The organism is Sutcliffiella horikoshii, assembly GCF_044809035.1.
Taxonomy (GTDB): domain Bacteria; phylum Bacillota; class Bacilli; order Bacillales; family Bacillaceae_I; genus Sutcliffiella_A; species Sutcliffiella_A horikoshii_G.
The window spans coordinates 750,847-777,299 of the sequence record NZ_CP085237.1 but is presented as its reverse complement, the minus strand read 5'-3'; the positions used below and the strand labels follow the sequence as shown (position 1 = coordinate 777,299).

20 protein-coding genes are annotated in these 26,453 nt (G+C 42.8%); 8 read left to right on the top strand and 12 right to left on the bottom strand.

The genetic code is table 11. From position 1 onward, the window contains the following. Positions 1-30 precede the first annotated feature (30 nt). Positions 31-1,038: a rod-share determining protein MreBH gene (gene mreBH / locus LG307_RS04200; RefSeq protein ID WP_404448429.1), complete on the top strand. Its 1,008-nt coding sequence runs from the start codon at positions 31-33 to the stop codon at positions 1,036-1,038. A 432-nt stretch (positions 1,039-1,470) separates the two neighbouring features. Here the strand turns inward: mreBH and LG307_RS04195 are convergent, their stop codons facing one another. The 3 genes from LG307_RS04195 to LG307_RS04185 form a co-directional block, all read right to left on the bottom strand. After that, positions 1,471-2,562 carry a nitric oxide synthase oxygenase gene (locus tag LG307_RS04195; protein WP_404448427.1) on the bottom strand — a complete coding sequence of 364 codons (1,092 nt, stop codon included), beginning with the start codon at positions 2,560-2,562 and terminating at the stop codon, positions 1,471-1,473. Between the two features lie 134 nt (positions 2,563-2,696). Next, a complete protein-coding gene (locus LG307_RS04190; RefSeq protein ID WP_404448425.1) occupies positions 2,697-3,551 on the bottom strand; it encodes a YitT family protein in 855 nt (284 codons plus the stop codon). Between the two features lie 159 nt (positions 3,552-3,710). Beyond that, entirely contained in the window at positions 3,711-5,039 is a 1,329-nt protein-coding gene (locus LG307_RS04185; RefSeq protein WP_404448423.1) for a polysaccharide biosynthesis protein, read from the bottom strand. A 189-nt stretch (positions 5,040-5,228) separates the two neighbouring features. Between LG307_RS04185 and LG307_RS04180 the strand changes: the two genes are divergently transcribed. Continuing rightward, the gene (locus LG307_RS04180) at positions 5,229-5,957 is read left to right on the top strand and encodes a TspO/MBR family protein (protein ID WP_404448421.1); all 729 of its coding nucleotides are present in this window, start codon (positions 5,229-5,231) and stop codon (positions 5,955-5,957) included. Between the two features lie 207 nt (positions 5,958-6,164). Here the strand turns inward: LG307_RS04180 and LG307_RS04175 are convergent, their stop codons facing one another. Further along, a complete protein-coding gene (locus LG307_RS04175; protein ID WP_404448420.1) occupies positions 6,165-6,929 on the bottom strand; it encodes an arylamine N-acetyltransferase in 765 nt (254 codons plus the stop codon). 103 nt (positions 6,930-7,032) lie between these two features. On the opposite strand from LG307_RS04175, the gene LG307_RS04170 reads away from it, so the two are divergent. Continuing rightward, the gene (locus tag LG307_RS04170) at positions 7,033-7,437 is read left to right on the top strand and encodes a C40 family peptidase (RefSeq protein WP_404448418.1); all 405 of its coding nucleotides are present in this window, start codon (positions 7,033-7,035) and stop codon (positions 7,435-7,437) included. Between the two features lie 86 nt (positions 7,438-7,523). Here the strand turns inward: LG307_RS04170 and LG307_RS04165 are convergent, their stop codons facing one another. Together LG307_RS04165 and LG307_RS04160 are read right to left on the bottom strand one after the other, a co-directional pair. Next, a complete protein-coding gene (locus tag LG307_RS04165; protein ID WP_404448416.1) occupies positions 7,524-8,654 on the bottom strand; it encodes a S1C family serine protease in 1,131 nt (376 codons plus the stop codon). A gap of 39 nt (positions 8,655-8,693) precedes the next feature. Next, a complete protein-coding gene (locus tag LG307_RS04160) occupies positions 8,694-9,875 on the bottom strand; it encodes a zinc-ribbon domain-containing protein (RefSeq protein WP_404448414.1) in 1,182 nt (393 codons plus the stop codon). Positions 9,876-10,079: 204 nt separating this feature from the next. Between LG307_RS04160 and LG307_RS04155 the strand changes: the two genes are divergently transcribed. Then, positions 10,080-11,291, top strand: coding sequence for a cytochrome P450 (locus tag LG307_RS04155; RefSeq protein WP_404448413.1), 1,212 nt, complete (start codon positions 10,080-10,082; stop codon positions 11,289-11,291). A gap of 113 nt (positions 11,292-11,404) precedes the next feature. On the opposite strand, the gene LG307_RS04150 is transcribed toward LG307_RS04155, so the two are convergent. After that, entirely contained in the window at positions 11,405-12,217 is an 813-nt protein-coding gene (locus LG307_RS04150; protein ID WP_404448411.1) for an N-acetylmuramoyl-L-alanine amidase, read from the bottom strand. Between the two features lie 101 nt (positions 12,218-12,318). Next, positions 12,319-13,599, bottom strand: coding sequence for a DEAD/DEAH box helicase (locus LG307_RS04145; protein ID WP_404448410.1), 1,281 nt, complete (start codon positions 13,597-13,599; stop codon positions 12,319-12,321). A 172-nt stretch (positions 13,600-13,771) separates the two neighbouring features. Here LG307_RS04145 and LG307_RS04140 point away from each other — a divergent pair, with 172 nt between their 5' ends. Then, entirely contained in the window at positions 13,772-15,298 is a 1,527-nt protein-coding gene (locus LG307_RS04140) for an FAD-dependent oxidoreductase (protein WP_404448408.1), read from the top strand. A gap of 72 nt (positions 15,299-15,370) precedes the next feature. On the opposite strand, the gene LG307_RS04135 is transcribed toward LG307_RS04140, so the two are convergent. Next, complete coding sequence (locus LG307_RS04135; protein WP_404448407.1) at positions 15,371-16,657, bottom strand: ATP-binding protein; 1,287 nt, start codon at positions 16,655-16,657, stop codon at positions 15,371-15,373. A gap of 210 nt (positions 16,658-16,867) precedes the next feature. Here LG307_RS04135 and LG307_RS04130 point away from each other — a divergent pair, with 210 nt between their 5' ends. Then, the gene (locus LG307_RS04130) at positions 16,868-17,836 is read left to right on the top strand and encodes an EAL domain-containing protein (protein ID WP_404448405.1); all 969 of its coding nucleotides are present in this window, start codon (positions 16,868-16,870) and stop codon (positions 17,834-17,836) included. Between the two features lie 56 nt (positions 17,837-17,892). Here LG307_RS04130 and LG307_RS04125 read toward each other — a convergent pair whose 3' ends face one another. The 3 genes from LG307_RS04125 to LG307_RS04115 all read right to left on the bottom strand — a co-directional run bounded on the left by LG307_RS04125 (position 17,893) and on the right by LG307_RS04115 (position 23,154). After that, on the bottom strand, positions 17,893-19,308 hold the full coding sequence (locus LG307_RS04125) for an alanine/glycine:cation symporter family protein (protein WP_404450374.1): 1,416 nt from the start codon (positions 19,306-19,308) through the stop codon (positions 17,893-17,895). 314 nt (positions 19,309-19,622) lie between these two features. Next, on the bottom strand, positions 19,623-21,431 hold the full coding sequence (locus tag LG307_RS04120; protein ID WP_404448404.1) for an ABC transporter ATP-binding protein: 1,809 nt from the start codon (positions 21,429-21,431) through the stop codon (positions 19,623-19,625). Then, positions 21,412-23,154 (bottom strand): ABC transporter ATP-binding protein, encoded by a 1,743-nt coding sequence (locus LG307_RS04115; RefSeq protein WP_404448402.1) that lies wholly within the window; start codon positions 23,152-23,154, stop codon positions 21,412-21,414. Before LG307_RS04115 ends, LG307_RS04120 begins: the two co-directional genes overlap by 20 nt. 398 nt (positions 23,155-23,552) lie before the next feature. On the opposite strand from LG307_RS04115, the gene LG307_RS04110 reads away from it, so the two are divergent. Next, positions 23,553-25,043 carry an amidase family protein gene (locus tag LG307_RS04110; protein ID WP_404448400.1) on the top strand — a complete coding sequence of 497 codons (1,491 nt, stop codon included), beginning with the start codon at positions 23,553-23,555 and terminating at the stop codon, positions 25,041-25,043. Next, on the top strand, positions 25,040-26,428 hold the full coding sequence (locus LG307_RS04105) for a dipeptidase (RefSeq protein WP_404448398.1): 1,389 nt from the start codon (positions 25,040-25,042) through the stop codon (positions 26,426-26,428). Before LG307_RS04110 ends, LG307_RS04105 begins: the two co-directional genes overlap by 4 nt. The last annotated feature ends 25 nt before the right edge of the window (positions 26,429-26,453 follow it).

Below are 26,453 nucleotides of genomic sequence, written 5' to 3'. Positions count from 1 at the left end.
TAACTAACTAAAAGATTGGGTGAATGGACTATGTTTTCAACAACTGAAATCGGGATCGACTTAGGTACAGCGAATACGCTGGTTTATAGTAAAAGTAAAGGGATTGTGTTCAATGAACCGTCCGTAGTAGCAATTGATTTAGAAACAAAAGCCGTGCTTGCTGTTGGTACAGAAGCAAAAAACATGATTGGTAAAACACCTGGTAGAATAGTAGCTGTTCGACCATTGAAGGATGGCGTTATCGCAGATTTCGACATTACGACAAGCATGTTAAAACAAATCATGAAAAAAGCGAGCAAAACGATGGGCTTCTCCATCCGTAAGCCAAGTGTGGTAGTTTGTACACCATCCGGCTCCACTTCTGTTGAGCGCCGTGCGATTCAAGATGCGGTCAAAAACTGTGGTGCGAAACATGTGCACTTGATTGAAGAACCTGTAGCTGCTGCAATCGGAGCAGACCTTCCTGTAGACGAGCCTGTGGCAAACGTGGTAGTGGACATCGGCGGAGGTACTACAGAAGTTGCCATCATTTCTTATGGCGGTGTAGTTTCTTGTAACTCTATCCGTGTAGGCGGAGACCAGTTCGATGATGATATCGTGCATCACGTACGCAAAAACTACAACTTATTGATTGGTGAAAGAACGGCAGAGCAAATTAAAATGACGATTGGTTATGCGCTTGTGGACCATGAAGAAATCACAATGGATATCCGCGGCCGTGACCTTGTAACAGGTCTACCAAAAACAATCGAACTGCACTCTACTGAAATTCAAAAAGCAATCAAAGAATCTTTATTGCACATCCTTGAAGCAATCCGTGCAACACTAGAAGATTGCCCTCCTGAACTAAGTGGAGACATTGTCGACAGAGGCGTTATCATCACTGGTGGCGGAGCGCTCTTAAATGGCATGCAAGAATGGTTAAGCAATGAAATCGTTGTGCCAGTATATGTTGCACCAAACCCATTGGAGTCTGTTGCAATCGGAACAGGAAAATCATTGAGTGTCATCCATAAACTGCAAAAGGCTGCGACTTGATTCTAAAATATATAACAAAACCGAGCTCCTTCACAAGGCTCGGTTTTTTGTATGTTAAAACTTTTGTTGTTTGGTTAATCGACGCTTTTCCTTTCCGCAAATGGCTTCGCTTTCCGCGGGATGGTGCTTAAGCCTCCTCACTTCGTTGCGGGGTCTCAATCTACCGTTTCTCCCCGCTGGAGTCTTTGCCATTTGCTCCAACCACAGCTAGAGTTCAAGTTAAGTAATATGGGTATGCTTTTCATAAAAATCGATTAGCTAGTCTTTTATTTACCTTAAGTTGAATGAAGTAACCTTGTTGATTGTAGTGGAAGGCGCGCAGACGCCCGCAGGCAAGCGAAGCGCCTGGAACGGAAATCAACGGGATCATACAATTTTTAAAACAAAACCGAGCTCCTTTTCAGGGCTCGGTTTTTGTTTTGTTATCCTATTTCAATACAACCGATCCTGATAAAAGTAGTTCGGCAACACAATCTTGTTCTCATACGACTTATGGAATATATGCGTGGCAGCAGGCGACACCGGTGGAATCAACCAGGCCCATTCCCCTGTCACATGGCGGCAGCTTTCCGCTTCCCGTTCCTCGAAATGCTTAAACTGCATCGCGGCGGTATGATGATCGACAATGCTGACGCCCTTCTCTTTGAAGGAATGCACCACCGCTAAATTTAATTCTATCAGCGCCTTATCCTTCCACATCGTCGCATTGGTAGTTGTATCAAGCTCCATAAGTGACGCAACCTTTGGAAGCATATTGTACCTGTCCGTGTCGGCAAAATTTCTCGCACCGATCTCCGTTTCCATATACCAACCGTTAAAAGGGGCAGCAGTGTATTGGATGCCACCTATCTCAAGGCGCATATCAGAAATCAACGGGGTCCCGTACCATTTTAACCCCAAGTCACTGAACGCAGGCATCGTAGGATGCACCATTGGCACTTCAAGCACTATGTCCTCAGGAATGCTATATAGTTTTGGCTCTGCCCCATCCACTTGCACCACCAAAGGCAACACATCAAAGTGGGTCTTAGCACCTTCCCACCCTAGTTCACGGCATTTTTCGGTGAAGTCAATCGATGCCGGATCGCCGATAAACCCGTATTCTGTCTCATACCCGGCATATCTCAAGAGCTGATGGTTCCAAATGCGCACTTGTTTTCCTTCCTCTTTTTGCTGTCTGAAAACAGTGATAGTAGGTTTTATTTTTCCTTTGTTCGTTGCAAATTCTATATGATGCAACAATGCTTCTGCAATATCCTCCTCACTCTCTAAGTGACGGCGATCTATAACATGAAGCGAGTTCCAGAAAAGTCGGCCAATGCAGCGATTGCTGTTGCGCCAAGCCATTTTCGCACCATGTTCCAACTCTTCATATGTATGCTCATAATATCCGTATAGGTCTATTTCATCCTTTATCAGTTGCAACCTTGTAGTCACTTCGTCCTCGGATTTTCCCAATTCCTGATAACATTGCAGAATAAATTCCTCTGCTTTTCTAAAAAGAACTTCCTTTTTTTCTAACAATTTGTCCACCTCAACTAAATTTCCCTTCTTTTATTGTAAGCTTTTTGCCCTTAGAAAAGAAACTTTTTGGGTGCTGGTAATAAATAGGGACAGGTTCCTCACCCGCACTGGGTCGAGGGACCTGTCCCTTTCCATCATTTCGTTACCAATTGTTTAAAGTTCTGCCCTAAGATCTCTTTCATATTATGAACAGTGATAAATGCTTGTTCGTCCGTTGCACCGATGAATTTTTTTAGTTTGGAAAAGTCTTTTTTATTCAGGATGGTGGTTATAACTTCTTTTTCATCTGAAGTAAAGGCACCTCTTGCATAGTGAATGGTCGCACCACGACCCAATTGTCCCACAATATAGGAACGGATCTTATCCGTCTCATTGCTGATGATAACCACTTCACGCATTTCATTTACCTGTTGTAGCACGTAGTCAATAACCAATCCATTTAAAATAACGCCAAATACTGCATACATTCCTACTTCCGGTCCAAATACCAGAATAGAGGATAAGGCAATAAAGATGTCTGCGAACAATACACCGCGACCCATATCCACGGAAAAATATTTATTTAAAATCAAGGCAATAATATCGGTTCCCCCTGTGGAAGCGCGCTGATTGAATACAAGCGCCATCCCTAGAGCCGCAATACATTGCCCGATAATTAACTGAATCAAGATGTCATCGCTGATTGGTCCGCTAATTGGGAAGAAAGCTTCTAACAGCCAAACCATTACGGACAACATGACGCTAGTATAGATGGTTTTTGCCCCAAATCCGAATCCAAGCAGCAAAAAACCCACAACAAATAAACCCAAGTTCACGATCAACATTAACACACCGATAGATACCATCGGAAACACATCGTTTAAAATAATGGAAAGTCCACTTACTCCTCCTGTTGCGAGGCTATTCGGTGAAAGGAAAAAGTGTACATGTATCGCAACAAAAAGAGGACCTACGTGCAAGAATAAAAGTGTTTTCAAGTGTTTGTTCATACCGGTCAGCCTCCCTCTAGTTTTTTACAGTCTAGTTGGGATTATAAAGACCATAACCAAGCATGTAAACACATAAGTAAGAAGTTGCACAATTGAAAGCGGATTAATTCTTTTCACGTGAAACAAACGTTTGTTTAAAAATTCATTTCTAGCAAACTTTTAAACGGATGGTGAATCCATTCTTTTCAACCATAAAGTAACTTTAATCTTGTTACAAACAGTAAAATAATGCATCAAAGTTAGCAACACCATCCCAGTATTCATCCCAAGGATCACCCCGTTCATCTGGAAATTCGGAAGAGAACCGAGCAGAAACATAAGTGAAAAAGAGATACATGTGGACCAGATGGAGTGTAAAAAGGCGTCCTTAATCAATCCTAATCCTATCAAATATGCCTGCAGGGGTGAGACAAACAAATGAAAAAGAAAGAATGGCCACAATAACTGCACGTAGGAGGCGGCATGGGAATTTTCAAAAAAGACATTGGTAAGCGGAATCGCAAAATGATAAAACACCATCACAATTGGAATGCCATAGAAAAACGTAAGAATCATCACTTGCTTTAACAGTTTTTGCATTTTATTAAAATCGTCATTGGCATGGGCCTCAGATACCGTGGGAATTAGGACAATCAACAAGGAATGGGCAATAAATCCCGGGAAAAATCCGATTGACAGTGCCACCCCTGCCAAAAGACCAAACTCCTCGAGTGCAATGGTGTGGCTTAGTCCTGCTTTAACAAGTGCAATTTTGATAAGAAAAGGTTGAATCGCATTTGTGATGGCATGGAAAAGACGCATACCTGTTGTAGGAATGGAAACTTCAAGCAGGCTCTTCCTCACAGTTCTGCCATCTATTCGAGCGGCAGCCTTTGTTTTCAACTCGATATATTGAAGCCTGTACATATAAAGAAGATACAAGCAGACAATCAGCTCAGTCGCGACCAATGTGCATAGGGCAATCAGGATGGCGACCTCTAACGTAAAATGAAAGAAGTGATAAACAAGGACAAGCAGGCTCAGTTGCACAATTTTTCTTAAAAAGTTAGAAACCGCAATCTTGCCCATATGCTGAAGTCCCATAAAGTATCCTCTTGCGATAGATGAGAAGGAAATGACCGGGATCAGAATAAGAATCAACCATTTTACAAGTGGATGGTAATGTTCGAAAACAGGCACAAACGGCAGGACGATTGCTGCGACCAACAGCACCATCATGGTAAATACAATCGTCAAGCGCATGGCATGGTGGAGCATGCTTTGATGATATTTCTCTTCTTTGGCGGCGACAAACTTGGAGATGGAAATCGGCAACTCTAAACTCGAAATGACCACTACGAGAAAGATGACCGGTAAAACAGACATATAAAGCCCCATGCCTTCTTCCCCAAGGTTCTTTGCCAAAACCATATTCACGATAAATTCTATGCTCTCTCCTAAAAAGGCGGCGATTGCCAGAAGGAGTGTCCCTTTAAAAAATTTATTCATAGCCAGAAAATTCTCCTCTCTAACTCTCACTCTTGAAAATGCCTTTCCTATCTTATGAGACAAGTTGTGAAAATATGGCTGAATTATTGTGAGACCTTCTACTTATTCTGCTTCACTTGCATATCGGGATGGTTATGTATGTTCCGCAAAAGGAATAGTAATAGTAGAAAGAAGAAAGGAGTGTTTCCAATGTGGAGACTTATCTTAAATATCGCTGCATTCATACTGGTCATAGTGGTAAATTATCTCGCCAATGCCCTTCCGCTTAATGGGCTTACAACAGGGGATATCGCCAACCGTATCACGGTACTTTTTCAACCGGCAGGGTATGTATTTTCCATCTGGAGTTTGATTTATCTTTTGCTTGGCATTTGGATTATCCGCCAGTTCCCTAAATCACGCAGAGACCTGCCGATTTATGTGAACACCAGCGGCCTTTTTGTCTTAAGCTGCTTATTGAACAGTGCATGGGTGGTTCTGTGGCATTACGGTTTCTGGGTAACAACTGTGGTGGTAATGATCAGTCTATTGCTAACACTAATTGCGCTATATACGAAAATGCGTGAATCCAACCCGGGCAAGCTCGATTTTGCAACATTTTCTATCTATCTTGGCTGGATCAGCGTTGCAACCATTGCCAATATCAGTTATGTTCTAGTGGAAAAAGGCTGGGATGGTTTTGGTTTATCGGATGTCACATGGACTATCATCATGCTGGTGGTAGCTACTCTTTTAGCCGTCTGGTTCCGGATCTCTCAAAACGATTGGATCTATCCGCTTGTGTTCGTATGGGCCTTCGTTGGAATTGGTGTGAAAAATATGGCGGAATACAGCAATGTCGCATATGTGGCATATGCCTTGGCTGCCGTGATTTTGGTGATGACGTTGCTTGGGGGCTTTGTGAGGAAGAAAAAATAGGTGCCCTCACTTTGTATGGATTGGGATTATGTGGTGGCAGAAATCTCAGGGAATGAGGACAATGTTCACCACTTTTCACCGGATGAGGGCGTCATTCAACTCGTATGAGGACAATGTTCACCGCTTTTTACTGGCTGAGGTAGTCATTCGAAAAATCTAAAAGGGGATTCAATTCCCCTTCTAGGTTTCCTCCGAAATTATCACATACTACCCTTTCCGCTTCCGGTATATCTCCTTTGCTCGCAAGTAAACATCGAAATCCGCACCAAATTTCTCCTCAATCCAGTAACGCATTTCTTTATCAGTAAGTTCCGTCTCGATGAATGTTTGATCTTTAAACCGACGAATCGCATTCTCTCGCAATTGATAAGGGACTCCGTCAATATAACCAAACATTCTCAGGCTATGAAAAGAAAATCCCTCCTCCCAATTATGGGAATCAAGCAAGGGCCCTTTCACTTCATCAAATGTGACAGGCTTCAATCCTAACGATTTTGTCGGTCCAGGATTCCGCTCCACCAAGGCCTCATCCCCGTTTACCTGATAACGGAAAGTCTCCATATCTGTACACACGTCAAAAGAAGTATGCAAAGGAAACGCCTTGAAAAACGGGGCGCAATACCCAACATCTACATAGTAGGGCTGATCTAACTCCACCTGTAAACAAAGATGACCAGGTGTCATGTACAAGTAATCGACTTTAAAACCTAACTCGTTCAACAGATAATGAAATCCGATTGCCAATGTCCAGCAAGTACCGCCTGTTCCTGTCTTTATCACTCTGTCCACATACTCCTCGATACTTGGCAAATAGAGATTCTCCCGCTGTCTTTCCTCAAAATCAAGGAACTTTGTCCAAGTCTCCCATCTTACCTTTGTCTGGTGGGCAGCAATCAGTTCATTCAAAAATTGCAGGTTTGCCTCTTTTTCCTCTACTCCCAAATAATGCAGAAATCTATCTTTTACACTCATATTCCTACCTCCAATTTAAAAAATCCACCAGATTGTCCAAGCAACTCTCTCTCTTTTTTCATCTACTAATATAGCAGTAAGATGAAAGAAGGTGTCTTCTAAAATGTCCCTACAAAAGGCAAAACGAATTATTAAAACTGGCAAGGAATTCATTGGTACACCATATGTCTTTGGCGCGGAACCGGGACGCACGGACAGGTTTGATTGCAGTTCCTTTGTTCAATATGTATATGGTGAACATGGCAATATTTTGCCAAGAACCTCGCGGCAACAATATCTTGTAGGCAAACCTGTTCCGTTTGCATCTGTCAGGCGCGGAGATCTTCTGTTTTTCGCCACTCCCAAGCGTGCAAAATTAAAAGGAATCCAGAGAATCGGCCATGTCGCCATATTCATTGGGAATAATTCCATCTTACACACATCCAGGGTGGAAAAGAAAGTGGCAATCGCCTCCCTAAACCCTTATTGGCGCAAAAAACTAATAGGAGCAAGACGTGTAGTTGAATGAGACCACACAGTAGATTGAAGCGCCTGGAACGTAAATCAACAGAATTAACAAAAGGCCAAAGCAAATCGCTTGGCCATTCTCTCATTCTATTCCATACTTTCCCGCTTCTCAGAAAGTATTTTCATTTGATCATTCTCAAGCCCCAGTTCAAAGGTAACCTTAAATTTTTTATACGATACCCCTTTTTCTGAACGCTCTTGGGCAGTAATGACCGTGATCACTTCCACGTTGTTTCCATTTTGTTTGGTGAGCAAATCATCTACTTCGATTGTGAGGAAATCCAAATAACCTGCACGGAAATCCTCATAAGCCGTTTTTGACTGCCAGCTACTTCCTAGCAATGAATAAGCAGTCACATAATCGCGGTAATTGATGCTTTCGTAGAAATAGTTGACAAGGTATTCTGCAATATCCACATTTGTTGATGTTTCACCTGCACTGTTGCCAGTTGTGTTCGCTCCGATCCTTGGAAGGGATTGCATGGGAGACTCTGACCAACTTTTAATCATTGGCATCACATTGACCATGGGAATACTGAAGCCGATGACTCCTTGGTCCATCGTGGCGGAATTGATTCCTACCACTTCCCCTGTTTTCGTATCGATGAGCGGCCCACCACTATTACCAGGTGCAATAGGTGCAGATATTTGGAAAACATCCTCATATTTGAACGAGTCGATTTCAAACTCACGGCCTACACCACTAATAATCCCTGTAGTGACTGTATTTTGAAGACCTAATGGACTTCCTAATGCAATTACATCATCACCAAGCTCTGCTTTTCTAGATTCTGCTAGTTTGAAAGGCTTGGTCCCTTCAAGTTCTGGCACACGCACCACTGCAATATCTGTATCAATGCTGATTCCGATTACTTGCCCTGTCAGTTCCTTAGAATCAGCGGAGGTTACTTTAACATCTTTCGCATTCGCTACAACATGGGCATTCGTAATGACATCGCCCTTATCATTGTAAAGAAAACCTGAGCCAAAAGAGCCATCCGGCAATTCAATCTTCACCACTAACTTTTGAGATTCGAATATAATTTCTTTTAATGCCTGGGGTACCATCTCTTTTTCTGCTACTTCCGACTCTAAATACAACTTTGATGGAGCCGTTAGTTGCGCAGGGACGGTATTTTTAATGTGAAAATATCCAAGTATCCCCCCACTGATTAAAATAATCGTCAGGATGATACTGATAAACCATCTTACATTCATTGCTACACCTTCTTTATGTTTGGCTGTTTCGATAACTTCCTACTCTTCCACAACCCATGTGATGTTTTCAATCTCCACTGTCACATCTTCAAAGACACCGTAATAAAAGTCTTCAAACTTTCCTTTTTTACCAGGCTCTAATTTGAATGGATAGACGGTGGTGAAACCTGTATCTAATACAGTCTTATCCTTGCTTAAAATATTATAATAGACGGTGATGGAAGACACGGTTGCCGACACGATATTCTTTACTTCGCCAGTAACGGTCATTCCTCCGACTTCATCCTCTTCAAACTTAAACTCGACGATTTCCAGAGCTGCGTTTTTATTTTTTAAGTCCTCTTTCGCTGCAGCTTCCATGGCTTTCTCTATCCGGTCAAACTCCGCCTGTTCAAATTCTTGGCGTGACTGCTCGATTTTTTCTTTCAAAGACAAGAGTCGCTTGTCGTTCACGGCATATTGAAGGCCTCTGTCCGCTAAAGTCATGGCATTGGTAAACTGCTTCTGTTCGATTTTCTCTTCCGCATCCTCAACAGTAAGCTGTACGATCCGATTTAAAATTTGTTCTTTTACCGCCTTCCCCTCTTCAGATGGAATCGAAGAAATGACGGCAAGCTTTCTTGAAAGTTCATCCACCGTTTTGAGCTGATCTAACTCATTATTTATTTTCCCGACCTTAATCATGACGTCCTTTTCAGACACATCTTCTTTTAATGGTTGAATCAGCGGTCCATCCAATCTCGTCATTTTTTCCCGGAGCCTTGTAAGGTTTTTTTCGGCTTCTTCAAACTTTTTCGTTTTGATTTGCTCTCGTACTTCCTCTAATTCTCCGTTAACCTCTTCCGCAATTTTCACTACTTCGAGGTTGTTTCTTAGCACATGATAAGAAGGCCTCATTTCCATGGCACCGGCTAACTCGTCCTTTGCCATGTCATATTCCCCTTGTAATGCCAGTTCTTCTGCTTCCTTTTTAATGGCAAGCACTTCTGCATTGACACTTTGTTCATGGCTGTAATACCAGCCAATTGTTCCTGCTATCAAGACTAAACTAATAATGGGTGGTAAAAACGGCATATATGTAAAATGTTTTTTCTTATGCTTCCCTCTACCTTCTAGCCATTCTTCTTCGTTATGTTCAACATCTTCCTTCAAATTCGCTCCACAATTAAAGCAGAAATTTGCATCGGATGTCACTTTCCTACCACATTTGTGACAAAACATTCTTTAAAAGCCTCCATCACTCTATGTTATTAAACTCATCAATGTTATTACACCATTTTACAATAGATTGCTAGATAAGTGTCAAATGAGGTCGGGATTTCTGGAGAAAAAAGGTAGAAACTTTTTCCTTTTTTGTATTTTCTTCAAGGATTTCCTCGTTATTTAGCGAATTAATGAAGAGCAGTTATTTAGGGAGGGACGTTAATGAGTGTACAAACAGATCCAGTAAAGGCATTTATAGAAAATCCATATGAAATGTTTAAACAAGCACATGATACAAACCCCATTAAATGGGTGTCATTTTTTAATGTGGATGGATGGTTGATAACAGGATACAAGGAAGTAGAATCTGTTTTAAAAGATTCTAGATTTATAAAAGAAATAAGAAACCTTGTACCCAAGGAGCAAATGCCTCCTATACCGGAGGCATTAGTGCCAGTTGTTATGCTAAATAGGAATATGATGCTTTTCCGGGATGCACCAAATCATACCAGGCTTCGCGGGCTGGTCAATAAAGCTTTCACTCCAAGGATGACCGAGCTCCTTCGACCAACCATTGTGGAGATGGCGAACTACCTTTTGGATGCAAGAAAAGGTGAGGTGGAGCATGAACTGATTCGTGACTTTGCTTATTCTCTGCCCGTCATGGTCATAACAGAGTTGATTGGTGTGCCAAAAGAGGATCGGGAACGATTCCGCGTCTGGTCGGATTCATTCGTAACATTCATTGATTTTAATACGACCCAAGCTGATTTAGAAGCGGTTGCTCCTTCCCTCGAGGAGGCGGACCAGTACATGCGTAAACTCATTGCTGCAAAACGGGTAAACCCAGGAGACGATTTATTGAGCGGACTCATTTCTGTATCTGACTCCGGGGACAAGTTGAATGAAGACGAGCTTGTGGCGACTTGTTTATTGCTATTAATCGCTGGCCATGAAACAACGGTAAATCTGATTACAAACGGTTACCACCTGCTACTAACGCACCGAGATGAAATGAATAAGCTGTTGGATGACCCTTCCTTGATTGGAAATGCGGTCGAAGAAATCCTGCGTTACGACCCGCCCGTTCTGCTTACCTCAAGATGGGTGGGCGAAGATATGGAACTTGGCGGACAACAACTCAAAAAAGCCCAGACGGCAATTATTGCACTAGGTGCCGCCAACCGGGATCCTAACATTCATGAAGCTCCAGATGTACTTAATGTTTCCAGAGAAAATGTGAAGCACCTTTCCTTCGCATCCGGACCGCACTTTTGCTTAGGAGCTCCACTTGCAAGACTGGAAGCGGTCATCGCATTGGAGGTACTTCTCAAACGGATACATGATGTAGAACTACTAGAAGAACCTGTTAGAAGAAATAATATTGTGTTTCGCGGCTTTGAGGCATTGAAATTTCGTGGAGTAGTGGAATAGGACGCAGTGTTAATGGGGGCAGTCGCTTAACTTTTGGGCGACTGCTTTATGTATAAGAAAAGTGGTCCCTTATTTTTACCCGAACATGGGCCACTTCCTAATACTATCTTGTATTAACCAATATACTCTTGTACTCTAGCAGCCGTCTCAAAACGATTTCGTCCCGCTAACAATGTAATGCGGTCCGCTAACAATCCATTTGCATTTCCACCTACAACTAGCAATTCTTTGGCGAACTTTCCACTTTCCGCCACTCTTCTTGTATAAATAGGTGCTTTTACAAAGTTCGCCAACAACTCCGCGACTGGAAAATCCGCAAAACTGTTTATCACAATAGCTCTCTCTAACACAAAATCATCCTCCTTCAATATCAAGTTATACGTTTCAACCAGACCTTCCACGATGGACTGTGCACAGAGTTTTCTGTAAGCAGCAGACTTTAAAAGTGCTGCTTCTTCCCTGTTAGTCATAAATCCACATTCTACTAATATAGAAACAGCCCTTGTTTCCCGGAGCATGTGAAAATTTTCAGCCTTTACACCTCTATCAGGTCTTCTTGTATTGGCAATCAGCCTTCTTTGGACGTTTGTCGCCAACGTAACATCTCTTACAGGTCTCGTTGTATATACAAACGTCTCAATTCCTTGTACTTCATTCCATCCGCCATTCCCAAAAGCATTTGCATGTACATCAATATGCACATCAGCATTCCAGCTGTTAGAACGGTTGGACCTCTCTTGTAGAGGCACATCTCTTTGTCCAGTTGGGTCATCAAGTCTTAATTGCAAGACGTCTTGGTATTGTTCAAGCAACCTAATTGCTTCAACGACTACAGCACTATTGAATTCCCATTCTCGCATTCCCTCAGGTGTCCTTTTGCCAGGTGTATTTAAACCGTGGCCAGCAGACCAAGATATCCTTACCATAAATTTCACTCCTTTCTATATACATTTTATTCCAGCTCATCTTGAAGGTGCTGGGTACACAAAAAACCATCCCTCAACGGAATGGTTCACACACATTACAATTATTTTTTCTTCCCTTGTTTTTTCGATTTACTCGGACTCTTCGTCCCTCCAGTTCTGGTAGCCACAGGCTTCTTCTTCCCAACAGAACCCTTTGAACCTCCAGCTTTGCCGCGGGCCCCACCAGAACCAGGCTTTCCTGCCTTCAGGTCGTCTTCCTTAATCAGTTTCCCGCCGAAGACAACCCTCTTCTCAAGTGTCAATCCAAGCTCACGAGCAAACTGCTTTAGCTTTCGCTCTTCACGTTCGCTGACAATAGAAATGACGGTGCCTTCTGCTCCTTGGCGTCCTGTTCTTCCAGAACGATGCACATAGCTTTCGACTTCTTCAGGCAGGTCGTAATGGATAACATGGCTCAATTCTTTAATATCAAGACCTCTTGCCGCCACATCTGTAGCAAGCAGGACCGGATACTCATCTTTTCTAAAGTTCTTCATCGCATTCTCTCGCTCTTGCTTAGAGGATTCGGAGTGAAGAACTCCAACATTTAGCTGTTTATATAATAGTTTTTCCGTCAGTACGGCAAGGTTCCCGATGTCACGTACAAACGTCAATGCTTTAATACCAGGCTCACGAAGCAGATTGGACAGCACATTTGCTTTATCTCGCTGATCAATCACTGCGTACAAATGCTCCACACGCACCGGTGGCAAGTCTTCTTTCGTAACCTTGATAATCAAAGGCTCCTTCAGCAAGCCCACTGCTTGTTTCTCTGTCTCTTCCTTCAAGGTTGCCGAGAACAAAAGTAATTGTCTTTCCTGCTGCATGGAGGACTTAATGATGTTTTCGATAGTCTTTTTATGTTCTGGAACAAATAACTGATCAGCTTCATCCATTACAATGGTTTTCACTTCATGCATTTTAATTTTTTTCATCTGAATTAACTCTTGCAGACGGCCAGGTGTCCCGACCAGGATATGTGGTCGTTTTTTCAGCTTTTCTAGTTGGCGTTTCACATTAGCTCCACCGATGAAGGATGCGCCGGAAATGTCGCTTCCTTCTGTCCATTTCTGTATCTGGTCTAATATCTGCATCGCAAGTTCCTTGGAAGGCGCGACAATCAATGCCTGTGGATGCTGTTTAGCCAAGTCGATGCGTTCAATGATCGGCAATAAGTACGCTAACGTTTTTCCTGTACCAGTTGGTGATTCGACAAGAACGTCTTTCCCATCCAGAATGACAGGAATGGCTTGCTCTTGAACAGGGGTAGCCGCGACAAATTCACTATTTTCCCAAAGTTGTTGTATGAAAGGTTGTAATGTATTTATAAAAGTTGTTGACATCGTTTTCTCCTTTATAACCCTCGTGCGGGGTTTTACGCTATTCTCCATTCTACCCTTTTTCCCTAGAGGTTCCAATAGAAATATCGTTGTCATTTCCGCTAAAAAGATACATGTTTTTCGTTTTTTTGGAAAAATTATGTATATCTTAGCGCATTAGAGGAGGAAATAATGAATGGAACAACAACATTTTAACGAACTTCCAAAAGGACCTGAGGCATATTGGAGGGATTCTGCACCCCTTCCCTCATTTCCTACATTAAATGAAGATAAAAAAACGGATGTATGTATAGTGGGAGGCGGTATTACCGGAATAACGACGGCCTATCAGCTCGCACAAGAAGGGCTGAAGGTCATCCTCATTGATGCAGATCAAATCCTTAATGGGACAACAGGCCACACAACCGCAAAAGTGACCGCACAACACGGCTTGATTTATGATGAGTTCCTTCAGCACATAGGTCAGGAAAAGACAAAACTCTATTATCAAGCAAATCAGGAAGGGCTTCATTTTATCAGAGATCTTGTCGACCTTAAGCGTATCCAATGTGATTTTAGCGAACAAAATGCCTATATTTATTCTCAGACAGAGCAAGATGATCAAAAGGTAATCAAAGAATTCGAGGCTTATCAGAAACTCGGAATAGATGGCGATTTAACCTATGATATTCCTTTTTCGATTGAAACTAAATCTGTTATCGTCATGAAAAACCAGGCACAGTTTCACCCGTTGCAGTATTTGAAGGTTTTAGTAGATGGCATTGTGGAAAAAGGTGGAGAGATATATGAACACACTGTAGCCACAGATGTAGAGGAATCGCGTGGATTGTCAGTAGTGACGAAGAACGGCGCAAAGATTGAGTGCGAATATATTGTTGCAGGTTCCCATTTTCCCTTTTACGATGGCAAGGGCTTTTTCTTTACAAGAATGTATGCGGAACGTTCCTACGTGCTTGCAGCCAAAACAGAAAAGGAACCACCAGAGGGCATGTATTACAGCGCCGGTCAGCCTTCGAGGTCTTTACGCTATGTGACGTTGGATGGTGAAAAGATTGCCTTGATTGGAGGGGACGGCCACCGGACAGGTCAAGGGAAAGATACGTTGAAACACTATGAAGCGTTGAAAAGTTTTGGCGAAGAGGTGCTTGGCATTAAGGAAATTCTGTATCGCTGGTCTGCACAGGATTTATACACATTGGACAAGGTCCCTTATATCGGCAGGATTACATCCGGACACCCGAATATCTTTGTGGCTACAGGCTATCGGAAATGGGGTATGACGAACGGAACGGCAGCAGCACTGCTCTTACAAGATTTAATACTTGGCAGGAAGAATCCATATGAAGACCTATTCACGCCATCCCGCTTTGTTGCCGACCCAAGCCTGAAAAAGTTCATCAGCTCTAACATGAATGTGGCTGGACATCTCATTGAAGGCAAGCTTGATCGTCCTTCGAAAAAGCCTGAAGACCTTGGACTTGATGAAGGTGGCGTCGTTATGATCAACGGCCGCCGTGCCGGGGCATACAAGAATGACAAAGGAGAAGTCTACTGCGTGGACACCACCTGTACGCATCTTGGGTGTGAAGTGGAATGGAACCATGGTGACCGCAGCTGGGACTGTCCTTGCCACGGCTCCCGCTTCTCCATTCACGGCGATGTACTGGAAGGGCCTGCTGATAAACCGCTAGAAAAGCTATAAAATAGGCAATACTTAAAGCAATAGAATAGACAAAGAGGCTGTCTAAAATTATTGGACAGCCTCTTCCTTATTTTACCCCACATTCGATTCCTTCCTCACCAGCTCCTCCTGCCTCACAGGCGGAAAGGAAATCTTTACCTCCGTCCCTTTCCCAAGTGCACTCGAATACTCAACCTTTCCATTCATCGTATCAATGATTCGCATGGATACAGTAGTTCCTAGCCCAGTTCCCTTGTCCTTTGTCGTATAAAATAAGGTGCCGATGCGGGACACCTGCTCTTTGGTCATCCCTTTTCCTGTATCCTTAATAAGGATCTGAATGCCTGAAGCATTGGAGAACAACTTAATATAAACTCTACCGTCCTGAGGAGTAGCTTCAATCGCGTTTTTTAAGATGTTAACAAGGGCTTGTTTGAATTGATTTTTATCCGTTTCCATAATGACATTCTTCTCCAGATAACTTTCTAGATGAATGCCTTCCTTGACTGCCAATGGGTGTAACAGCATTTTCACATCATTCAATAGCTCTCCCAAATCTACTTTTTCAATTTTTTTGAACTCTGGTTTTGCAAAATTGAGGTAGTCGTTAATGATAGACTCTGCCCTTGCCAATTCGCTTAAGATGAGACCAATATATTGATAATTTTTCCCCTTGTCCTCTCTGTGCATAAGTTGTAGAAAACCTTTTACGACAGTGAGCGGGTTTCTTACTTCATGGGCAATGGACGCTGCGAGTTCACCTAAAGTGTTAAGCTTCTCCGCCCTCCTGATTTCCTGTTTCATCAATTCTCGCTCAAGGACCGCTTCGTGTAAGGTAGATGCGAAACCTACACCAACTACCTGAATCAAACCGAAAAGCAAAATGTACAGAATTAAGTTCGGCCCTTCATTGGAAGACGGAGAACTAAATAAATAAGCAATTAAGATTGCTAACATGACAAAATTTGGCCATAATCCAACTAGCACAGCAAAGCCAATCCTTTTTTTCTTCGTTTGAATGTTATTAAAACGCCTTAACATTAAGAATGGAATAGCAGCTGCCACAAGCCCGCTAATGTAACCAAATGCTAATGCGTCTCCTCCAAGATAAGTTCTTGTACCAAGAATGGCACCCAGTACTATCAATCCGGCTTTTGGTCCCCCGTATAGGATGGCAAGCACTAACGGTATGTATCTTAAATCCCAATAAAGACCATAATCATAGAAAGCAAACAGTAAACATAAGCTCGCAGAAAGCCCCTGCAGGATTCCAATAAAATATGGTGATTGACCAAACCTTTTATTTTCGGAAACAACGTAATAAATCAGCACAGGTGCCAAGATAATCAGTACATGTAAAAGTAGTTTTTCCGCCAACATACAAGCCGCCCCTTACCATATCTTCTAAATTCTATTTATAGTATTGTTTCGACAACATTAGGGAAAACCCTTGTCCCATCCGTCAAAAAATGTATCTATTCTACTACTTTTCTTCTATTCAGACCTTTTTTTCAACATTTCATGCTAAAAACTTCTTACTTCAATAGATTAATAGTAAAATTATCCTATCTACTAAATGAGGTGATTCATATGCACTGTACGGATTGTGGAGTACCGGACAATATTCAACGTTCAGGAGTACTTTTTATAAAAAAAGATCAAGTTCAAGAGGACTGGAATTATAGCTCTTTTGAGGAATTAGAGCAGCTTCTTCAATTACAACTACTAAGTCAAGACGACAGTTCACAAATATTGGTAAAAATATCTTCCCAACGTGGCTATTATGCACCAGATCAACTGCTCGACCTGGTGAAAAACCATGACCTATTAGAATTGATTGCAACAAACTCCTTCACTACCCATTTTCAACCAATCATAGACTTACAGAAAAACGATGAAATTTTCGCCTATGAGTGCCTGTTACGACCTCATTGGAAAGGGAATCCTGTTCCTCCTTTTAAACTATTTGAATTTGCCCGTGAAACAAACTTACATAACTATTTAGATCAAAAAGCTCGCGAAAGCTCTATTGTTTCTGGTAGTAAACAAAAGATTCCTACCCATGTAAAGCTATTTATCAATTTCCTTCCTTCTTCCATTTACAATCCGGAATATTGTCTGCAGCATACGTTCAAGATTGTAAGAGAAAATAACATCTCACCAGATCAGCTCGTTTTTGAAGTAGTAGAGTCAGAAAAAATTCATGATATCGACCATCTTGAATCTATATTCAAAACATACAAAAAATCAGGTATGCAAGTGGCACTCGATGATGTCGGGGCAGGGTATGCAACCTTAGAAGTACTTGAAAAGCTCCAACCCAATTTCGTCAAAATAGACAGAGACTATATTTCTCATTGTGATACAACACTTGAAAAGCAACTCTTCTTAAAAAGCGTCATAAATATCGCCACCAAATTAAACATCAAAGTGCTTGCAGAAGGTATAGAACGAATGGAAGAACTTCAATTTTGCCGTGACATCGGGATCCATTATGGACAAGGATATTTAATAGGCAAACCAAGTCCTGATACCTTGAGTGAAACGATGGCATTTTAAAAAACGCAAAAGCCCTCACCACTACAATCGAGTGGTGAGGGCTTTTGTTTTGTCTATCAGGAAGCTCTTTCGTCATCCTTTTTATATTCTTCCGTCCAGAATTCCGCATTTTTTATCCCCAACTTGTCAGGGTTAAACACAGGATCCACACCTTGCTTCCTTTGCTCATCATAATCTTTTAATACTGCCAGCGCAGGTTTCGCCAACAATAACAAAGCAATCAAATTGAGCCACACCATTAAACCAAGCCCAATATCTCCTAAATTCCATGCCACTTGTGTGGTTCTTACAACCCCAAAGTAAGTGGCAGCTAAAAGAACGACCTTCAAAATAAACATTGGAATCTTATTGCTTCTTCCGCGAACCAAGTATGCAACATTCGTTTCAGCAATGTAGTAATAAGCCATTATCGTCGTGAATGCGAAGAACAATAACGCAATTCCTACAAATCCAGCACCAAATCCAGGTAAGACGGACTCAACCGCAGCCTGTGTATATTCAGCCCCTGCCTCTACCCCTGCTCCAAGGTTATTGACAAGGAACTGTCCTTCATTCGCTGGATCTACCACATTATAAGAACCTGTGAAAAGGATCATGAATGCTGTTGCAGAGCAAACAAGAAGGGTATCAATATAGATAGAGAAGGCTTGCACTAAGCCTTGTTTGGCAGGGTGAGATACCTCAGCAGCCGCTGCTGCATGCGGTCCCGTACCTTGACCCGCTTCATTCGAAAAGATACCACGTTTAACGCCCCATGCAATAGCGGCACCAATGATTCCACCAAAAGCGGAATCAACGCCAAAAGCACTAGAGAAAATCAATCCAAATACTGCCGGTAACTCAGTGATATTCATGGCAATGATTCCTAAAGCAACTAATATATAAGCTATTGCCATGAAAGGAACAACAAGTTGAGCAACGGATGCGATCCGTTTAACTCCACCAAAAATGATTAAACCTATCACGATAACTAATCCGATGGCGATTACTTGCTTATTGATTCCAAAAGCATTATTCAATCCCGTTCCAATGGCATTAGCCTGCAGGCCTGGCATCAATAAACTCATCGCTAAAAGTGCAGCAGATGCAAAGACAATACCATACCATTTCCAGCCAATACCTTTTTCTATGTAATAAGCCGGACCTCCGCGGTACTCTCCATCTTGCTTAGATTTATAGACTTGTGCCAGCGCGGATTCTACAAATGCACTCGCCGCTCCAATAAAAGCGATAGTCCACATCCAAAATACTGCTCCAGGTCCTCCCATCGCAATAGCAGTTGCTGTCCCCGCGATATTACCTGTCCCTACACGTCCTGATAATGAAATGGATAATGCCTGAAAGGAGGAAACTCCTGCCTTAGATGCTTTACCGGCAAATATTTGCTTCACCATATCCCCGAATAATCTTACTTGTACAAACTTTGTCAAAATGGTAAATAACAATCCCACTCCTAAACAGAAAACAATCATAGGTGTGCTCCAAAGAAGACTTACTAAACCACCAATCGGATCTTGTAAAAATGCATCCAAATTGTAATCCCCCTTTAACTAATTTGTAATATTTAGAATTTTCGTTCTGTACTGCATTATAAATCATATTCGGGAAATAGACAATACATGTATCATCCTTAAAACGTGGCATCTTGACAAAAACCTTTATGGACCGACGTATTTCCCGGGAAAATCCACCACATTCTTTTTATAAATTTGTAGAAATCATGCGAAAAAGCACCGAAACGTTCATGTATATTTCCCATAAACATTCCGGTGCTTAAAATATATTATCATCCTACTTCTTTTTTCAACTGACTTGTAAATAAATCATAGTAGAATCCTTGTTCTTCCAGTAATTCATCATGGGATCCTTTTTCTATGATTTCTCCCTCCTTCAGCACAAGAATCTGATCCGCACTTTGAATGGTATTCAATCGGTGCGCGATGACAAAACTTGTTCTCCCTTCCATTAATCGTTGGAGGGCCTCTTGGATTTTCATCTCCGTGATTGTATCAATACTGCTTGTTGCTTCGTCTAATACCAAAATGGTAGGGTTGGCTAAGACCGCTCGCGCAATGGACAATAACTGTTTCTGACCTTGACTGATCCCACTTCCGTCTTGCTTCAGCTTGAAATCATATGCTCCAGGTAACTTTCTGATAAAGGAGTGCGCATTGGCCATCTTTGCCGCTTCCTCCACTTCCGCGTCCGTAGCATCCAGCCTTCCATATCGGATATTTTCTCGAACTGTTCCTTCAAATAGAAATGAATCCTGTAAAACGAAGGCCATATGTTTTCGTAAATTCGAACGTTTAATCCTATTAATAGGATGGCCATCCAATAAAATACTGCCACTATCAAGATCATAGAAACGGGAAATCAAGTTGATGACCGTTGTCTTACCGGCACCTGTAGGACCGACAAATGCAACTGTTTCCCCAGCCTCTACATGGAAATTGATATTACGAATGGTTGTGTCATCCTCCTCGTAGGAAAATGACGCATCCCTAAACTCGACTTCACCTCGAACCGACTCAAGCTCGATCGCTACTGTCTCATCCCGTTCTTCCTCTTCTTCATCCAACACATCAAACACACGCTCAGCCCCTGCCACAGCAGATAACAAGGTATTAAACTGGTTGGCAAGATCATTTAACGGGCGGGTGAATTGTCTAGAGTACTCCGCAAAAATAACGATAACTCCTATGGTAATCCCCGATTCGGTGTTCAATGCCAAAATCCCGCCTACACCGGCGATGATGGCAAAACTTAAGTTATTCAACATGTTCATGAGCTTTGGGATAAACCCGGAATAGGTCTGGGCCCAGTATGCAGACTTCTTCAAATTTAAACTCTTTTCGGTAAACTCCTCCATCACCTTGTCTTCTTGGGAGAAGGTTTTGACAATCCTCTGACCGGAAATCGTTTCTTCAATATAGCCATTCAGTTCACCGAGGTTTTTTTGCGTTTGTTTAAATAGCGGACCTGTCCGGTTGGTAATCCATCTTAATCCAAAGAACATAACAGGGACGATAATAAGCGTAATGGCTGTCAACAAAGGACTAAGGTAAAGCATGACGGAAACTGTTCCGACCAGGGTCAAGACGCTGGAGAAAATTTGAATCACGGAACTGTTCAGCGTTGAACTCACATTCTCCATATCATTGGTCACACGGCTCATTAGTTCGCCATGCTGCCTTTTATCAAAAAAAGGAATCGGCAACTTGTGTAAATGGTCAAACAACTGTGTTCTCATTTTCATGACGGTATTTTGCGCAATCCCCACCATCCAATAATTCTGTAGCCACATGGACAACGAATAGAAAATATAAATAAAAACTAGCCCTATTAAAACATTTAAAAGTCCTGATGTATTTTGCTCCACTACATAGTTATCAATGGCCATTCCGACAATAAAGGGACCTAAGAGCCCTAAAGCGGAACTAACCACCACCATCACCAGAACGAGCATGAGCATGCCTTTATTTTCACCAAGATATCTCCAAATCCGTTTAATCGTTCCCTTCCAATCCTTGGCTTGTGGTTTGGGACTCGCTTTAGTGGCGACGGCGGCACTGCTACTTATACGCTTGGACATGTTCTGCCACCTCCGTTCCAAACTGCGACTGATAGATCTTCTGGTAAAGTTCCGAGGTTGCCAGCAATTTTTCATGGCTTCCTTCATCCAGCAGCCTTCCGTCTTCAATCAGTACTATCTTGTCTGCTTCCATAGCCGTACTTACCTTCTGCGTCACAATGAACATGGTGCATTGGTATTTTTTAATGGCTGCAAGAAGCTTGGCTTCTGTTTTTAAATCAAGTGCACTTGTACTGTCATCAAGCATGAGGATCTTCGGTTTTCTTACAAGCGCGCGGGCAATGGAAAGACGTTGTTTCTGACCTCCCGAAAGATTAACCCCTTTTTGGCCAAGAACTGTCTCATATTTTTTCGGCAACCGATCGATTGTATCGTGAATTTGTGCATCCTTCGCCACCTGAATGATTTCTTCTAATGTGGCGTCCTCTTTCCCCCAGGCGATGTTATCTTTGACCGTTCCTGAAAAAAGGAGCGCTTCCTGAGGAACATAACCGATTTGCTTTCTTAGCTTTTTCAAGGACAAATCGGTCAGGTCTTTTCCATCTACGCGGATTACACCTTTATCCACATCATATAGCCTTGGAATCAACTGGAATAACGAAGACTTCCCCGCACCTGTTGCTCCCATGATGGCTACAGTCGTCCCCGCTTCGGCACGAAAGCTTATATCCTCGAGAACCGGAATATCCGTGTTTGGATAACGGAAGGAAACCGAATCAAACTCAATTCCACCTTTAAGGAAGGTCGCCTCCATATCCACATCCACCTTATCCACTAGATCAATTTCTTCGTCCAGCACATCCGTTATCCGGTGCGCAGAGGCTTTCGCTCGGGCAAATGCCATGATGATAAAAGAAAAGATAGAAAGTGCGCCAGTGATTCTGGTCGCATAGTTGACGATTGCCACCACTTCCCCCACCTGTGCTCCGCCGTTTGAGACACCGATCGTACCAAACCAAAGGACAGCAAGAATACTTCCGTTCATGATTAAAAGGAGGATCGGCATGGTAATTTCCATTAGTCGAAGTGCAGATACCGTCTGATCCTTCAGTTCCTCACTTGCATCTCCGAACCGTTTGATTTCGTGCTTTTTACGGAGAAAAGCTTTTATCAATCGGATGCCCCCAAGATTTTCCCGCATGACATTATTCACGCCATCAAGCTTTTCTTGCACTGCTTTGAAAAGCGCGCCGCCCTTTTTCATCATCCATACAAGGAAGATAAACAGGACCGGCACCCCGATGACAAGGAAGAGCGCAAGTTGCCAATTTACAATGAGAGCCATGATCACGCCGCCTACCACAAGAAGCGGTGCGCGGAGCATGATGCGTAAGCTCATAAAAACAGTATTCTGTATTTGTGTGACATCGTTCGTCATTCTTGTGATGAGCGAAGAGGTCGGAAACAAACTGAAATTCGCAAACGAAAACGATTGTATTTTCCCAAATAGCCCTCTTCTAATATCAAAGCCAAAACTTTGGCTGACATGGGCGGCAAAAAAGGAGTTGATCACCCCTGCAGCAAATGCAATAAAGGAGAAGAGCACCATGATTCCTCCCCATTTCATGACCGAATCCAAGTCGCCTGTCAGAATCCCTTCATCAATTATTTTGGCCATTAAAAGTGGATGCATCAGCTCCACCACAAGCTCTGTCAGCATTAGGAGCAAGGCGATTGCTACAGCCAGCCTGTACGGTTTTATGTATGAAAAAATTCTCCCCATAATGTGTGATCCTCCCAAACCTTTCACTCTGTTTAGTCTGCGTTGAAATGCGTAAATCTATTTTAAACGCACTAGATACTTCGTTTAGCGAAACGAATATCTTGAAATTTATATATTATCTTATTATCATACCTTTATTACTATGTTTTTTAAATAGTTTGAATTATTATTATTGGTAAGATGTTGAAAAAAGTTTTTCTGTTTTAACTTCTGTAGATTTCCGTTCCAGGTGTTCGCTTTCCGCGGGACGGTGCTTGAGGCTCCTCGGCTTTGCCTGCGGGGTCTCAATCTACCGTTACTCCCCCGCTGGAGTTTCACACCTTGCACTACAATCTACAGGGGATACTGTTTACCAAAGTGATAGCATTTCACCCTAAATTATATAGGAGGTTTTTTGGATGAACCACCCGAAACTCTCTGGGCTTGTGGAAGAATGGTTGCCGAATGTGACCATTGAAGAATTACAAGTAGCGATGGAAAATGGCAAGGTTACCTCGAAAGAGTTAGTCCTCATGTATCTTCATCGTATCAGTAAATATGATAAAAATGGACCAAAGTTGAACTCCATTCTTGAGGTTAATCCTGATGCAGAATTTATTGCCGATGCGCTTGACTTCGAAAGGAAAAAAAACGGTGCACGCGGTCCTCTTCATGGAATACCTATTCTTTTAAAAGATAATATCGATACGGGCGATATGATGCACACAAGCGCGGGATCTCTTGCTTTAGAGCATCATGTAGCCGCAGAAGATTCTGCCGTGGCAAGTCAGTTGAGGAAAGCCGGTGCCGTCATTCTGGGTAAAACCAACATGACAGAATGGGCTAATTTCATGACAGAAAAAATACCAAACGGATACAGCTCCAGAGGTGGTCAGGTTCTAAATCCATATGGCCCGGGAGAATTTGATGTTGGCGGATCAAGCAGTGGTTCAGGTGCCGCGGTTGCCGCCGGTTTAGCAGCGGCTGCCATCGGTACGGAAACATCCGGCTCTATTTTAAGTCCTGCAAGTTCAAATTCTATTGTTGGAATAAAGCCAACGGTTGGACTGACCAGTCGCAGAGGCATCATCCCTATTTCCTTCAGTCAGGATACTGCCGGCCCTATGGCAAGATCAGTTACAGATGCCGCCATCCTTCTTGGCGCCTTGACCGAGACAGATGATCAAGACCCGGCTACCTTGGCGAATCCTGAACCGGGTATTTCTTACACTTCCTTCCTATTAAAAGAGGGACTAAATGGGATGCGGATAGGAGTTGCCCGTGATCCTTATTTCACCTATTTCTCCGACGAGGAATCCCTCCTTATGGAAGAAGCTATCGCTAGCCTTAGAGAAAATGGTGCAGAAGTGTTAGGTTCGATCGAAATTCCTTTCGCAAAAGAAGAATGGGATTATCATACATTGTTTTATGAGTTCAAACCAAGTCTGAATGCTTACTTGCGCAAAACCGGGGCCTCTGTGCCAATCAAGAGCTTGAAAGATTTGATTGCTTTTAACGAAAAAGATTCATCCAAGATGCTTAAGCATAAGCAGACCGTCCTTGAGGAAAGTGAAAAACACAGCGGGACATTAACCGAAGAAGAATATATTTCAAGTCGCGAAAAAGACCTCTACCGTTCTAGAGAAGGTGGATTGGATGCCGTAATGAGAGAACACAACCTAGATGCGATCCTGACACCTAATAATTTTGCTGCCGGCATTCCTGCAAAAGCAGGCTATCCGTCTATCACGGTTCCCGCCGGCTATACGAATCAAGGAAAACCAGTTGGCGCGACCTTTACTGCAAGAGCCTTTGAAGAAAGCACCCTCATTCAGATTGCCTATGGCTATGAACAAGCAACTAAGCATCGTAAAGCACCTACATTTCAAAGAAAAGAGGTAAAATCATGACAACTGCAACCATCAATACCTATCTATCAGATCATCGTAAAAGGCATTTAGAGGAATTAAAGGACCTGTTGGCCATTCCAAGTGTGAGTGCCCTCCCTGCCCATCATGCAGATACATTACGCGCTGCTGAATGGATGGCTAATTCTTTACGACAGCTCGGCATGGGAAATGTTGCGCTTTACCCGACTAAAGGTCATCCGATTGTATATGGCGATTGGCTACAAGCAGGGGAGGACAAGCCCACCGTTTTGATTTATGGACATTACGACGTACAGCCCGTCGATCCATTACATTTATGGGATACTCCACCGTTTGAACCGTCCATAAGAGATGAGCGCATTTATGCACGAGGTGCCAGCGATGATAAAGGACAGACTTTTATGCACATTAAAGCCTTGGAGGCGGTTCTTGCGACGACGGGAACATTGCCATTCAACTTTAAATTTTGCATAGAAGGAGAAGAAGAAGTCGGCAGCCCTAATTTGCCAGCTTTTGTAGAGGAAAATAAAGACCTGCTTGCTGCAGATGTGGTAGTAGTATCCGATACATCCATGATTGAAGAGGACAAACCAACAATTTGCTATGGCCTGCGCGGGATGTGCGGATTCCAGCTGGATGTAAAAGGCCCAAAACGCGATCTTCATTCCGGGCTTTACGGTGGTGCTGTGGCAAATCCAATTCATGCAGTGGTGGAATTACTAGCTTCTTTCCACGATGGTGATGGTGTGGTGACAGTGGATGGTTTCTACGACAAGGTGCTCCCTTTGACTGCAGAAGAAAAAGCAGCTTTTGATGAGATCAGTTTTAATGAAGCCGTTGTCAAAGAGGAAGTCGGCGTCCAAGAATTTTATGGAGAAAAAGGCTACAGCTTTTTTGAGCGCACATGGGTCCGGCCAACCCTTGAAGTGAATGGTGTATACGGCGGTTTCCAAGGGGACGGGATTAAAACGGTCCTTCCTTCCGAGGCACATGCGAAAATCACTTGCCGTCTCGTTCCTGATCAGGATCCGGACGAAATTCTAGCCCTATTGCAAGAACATGTTACGATGCATAAACCAGCCGGCGTGGAAGTTTCCGTTTCCCTTTTTGATAAAGGAGCGCCGTTTGTGACACCTTTCAACCACCCTGCCATCCAAGCGGCAAGCCGTGCCTTTGAAAAGGTTTGGCAGATCCCGACCACTTTCACACGCGGCGGAGGATCTTTGCCGATCGTTTCTACACTTGATGAAGTGTTGCAGGCACCTATTGTGTTAATGGGCTTTGGTTTGCCCTCTGACAATGTGCATGCACCAAATGAAAATTTCAAGCTGAAGAATTTTGATAAAGGGCTGCAGACACTTTGTGCGTATTGGGAAGAGTTGGCGGAAGTATTGGATGTGGGATGAGGCAGATGGAGGTTTGGGGTGCGGC

What these genes read in the sequence shown, in the direction of transcription:
- mreBH (WP_404448429.1), top strand. Translation starts at nt 31, where the DNA reads ATGTTTTCAACAACTGAAATCGGGATCGACTTAGGTACAGCGAATACG.
- LG307_RS04190 (WP_404448425.1), bottom strand. Translation starts at nt 3,551, where the DNA reads ATGAACAAACACTTGAAAACACTTTTATTCTTGCACGTAGGTCCTCTT.
- LG307_RS04185 (WP_404448423.1), bottom strand. Translation starts at nt 5,039, where the DNA reads ATGAATAAATTTTTTAAAGGGACACTCCTTCTGGCAATCGCCGCCTTT.
- LG307_RS04180 (WP_404448421.1), top strand. Translation starts at nt 5,229, where the DNA reads ATGTGGAGACTTATCTTAAATATCGCTGCATTCATACTGGTCATAGTG.
- LG307_RS04175 (WP_404448420.1), bottom strand. Translation starts at nt 6,929, where the DNA reads ATGAGTGTAAAAGATAGATTTCTGCATTATTTGGGAGTAGAGGAAAAA.
- LG307_RS04170 (WP_404448418.1), top strand. Translation starts at nt 7,033, where the DNA reads ATGTCCCTACAAAAGGCAAAACGAATTATTAAAACTGGCAAGGAATTC.
- LG307_RS04165 (WP_404448416.1), bottom strand. Translation starts at nt 8,654, where the DNA reads ATGAATGTAAGATGGTTTATCAGTATCATCCTGACGATTATTTTAATC.
- LG307_RS04160 (WP_404448414.1), bottom strand. Translation starts at nt 9,875, where the DNA reads ATGTTTTGTCACAAATGTGGTAGGAAAGTGACATCCGATGCAAATTTC.
- LG307_RS04155 (WP_404448413.1), top strand. Translation starts at nt 10,080, where the DNA reads ATGAGTGTACAAACAGATCCAGTAAAGGCATTTATAGAAAATCCATAT.
- LG307_RS04150 (WP_404448411.1), bottom strand. Translation starts at nt 12,217, where the DNA reads ATGGTAAGGATATCTTGGTCTGCTGGCCACGGTTTAAATACACCTGGC.
- LG307_RS04145 (WP_404448410.1), bottom strand. Translation starts at nt 13,599, where the DNA reads ATGTCAACAACTTTTATAAATACATTACAACCTTTCATACAACAACTT.
- LG307_RS04140 (WP_404448408.1), top strand. Translation starts at nt 13,772, where the DNA reads ATGGAACAACAACATTTTAACGAACTTCCAAAAGGACCTGAGGCATAT.
- LG307_RS04135 (WP_404448407.1), bottom strand. Translation starts at nt 16,657, where the DNA reads ATGTTGGCGGAAAAACTACTTTTACATGTACTGATTATCTTGGCACCT.
- LG307_RS04130 (WP_404448405.1), top strand. Translation starts at nt 16,868, where the DNA reads ATGCACTGTACGGATTGTGGAGTACCGGACAATATTCAACGTTCAGGA.
- LG307_RS04125 (WP_404450374.1), bottom strand. Translation starts at nt 19,308, where the DNA reads ATGATTGTTTTCTGTTTAGGAGTGGGATTGTTATTTACCATTTTGACA.
- LG307_RS04120 (WP_404448404.1), bottom strand. Translation starts at nt 21,431, where the DNA reads ATGTCCAAGCGTATAAGTAGCAGTGCCGCCGTCGCCACTAAAGCGAGT.
- LG307_RS04115 (WP_404448402.1), bottom strand. Translation starts at nt 23,154, where the DNA reads ATGGGGAGAATTTTTTCATACATAAAACCGTACAGGCTGGCTGTAGCA.
- LG307_RS04110 (WP_404448400.1), top strand. Translation starts at nt 23,553, where the DNA reads ATGAACCACCCGAAACTCTCTGGGCTTGTGGAAGAATGGTTGCCGAAT.
- LG307_RS04105 (WP_404448398.1), top strand. Translation starts at nt 25,040, where the DNA reads ATGACAACTGCAACCATCAATACCTATCTATCAGATCATCGTAAAAGG.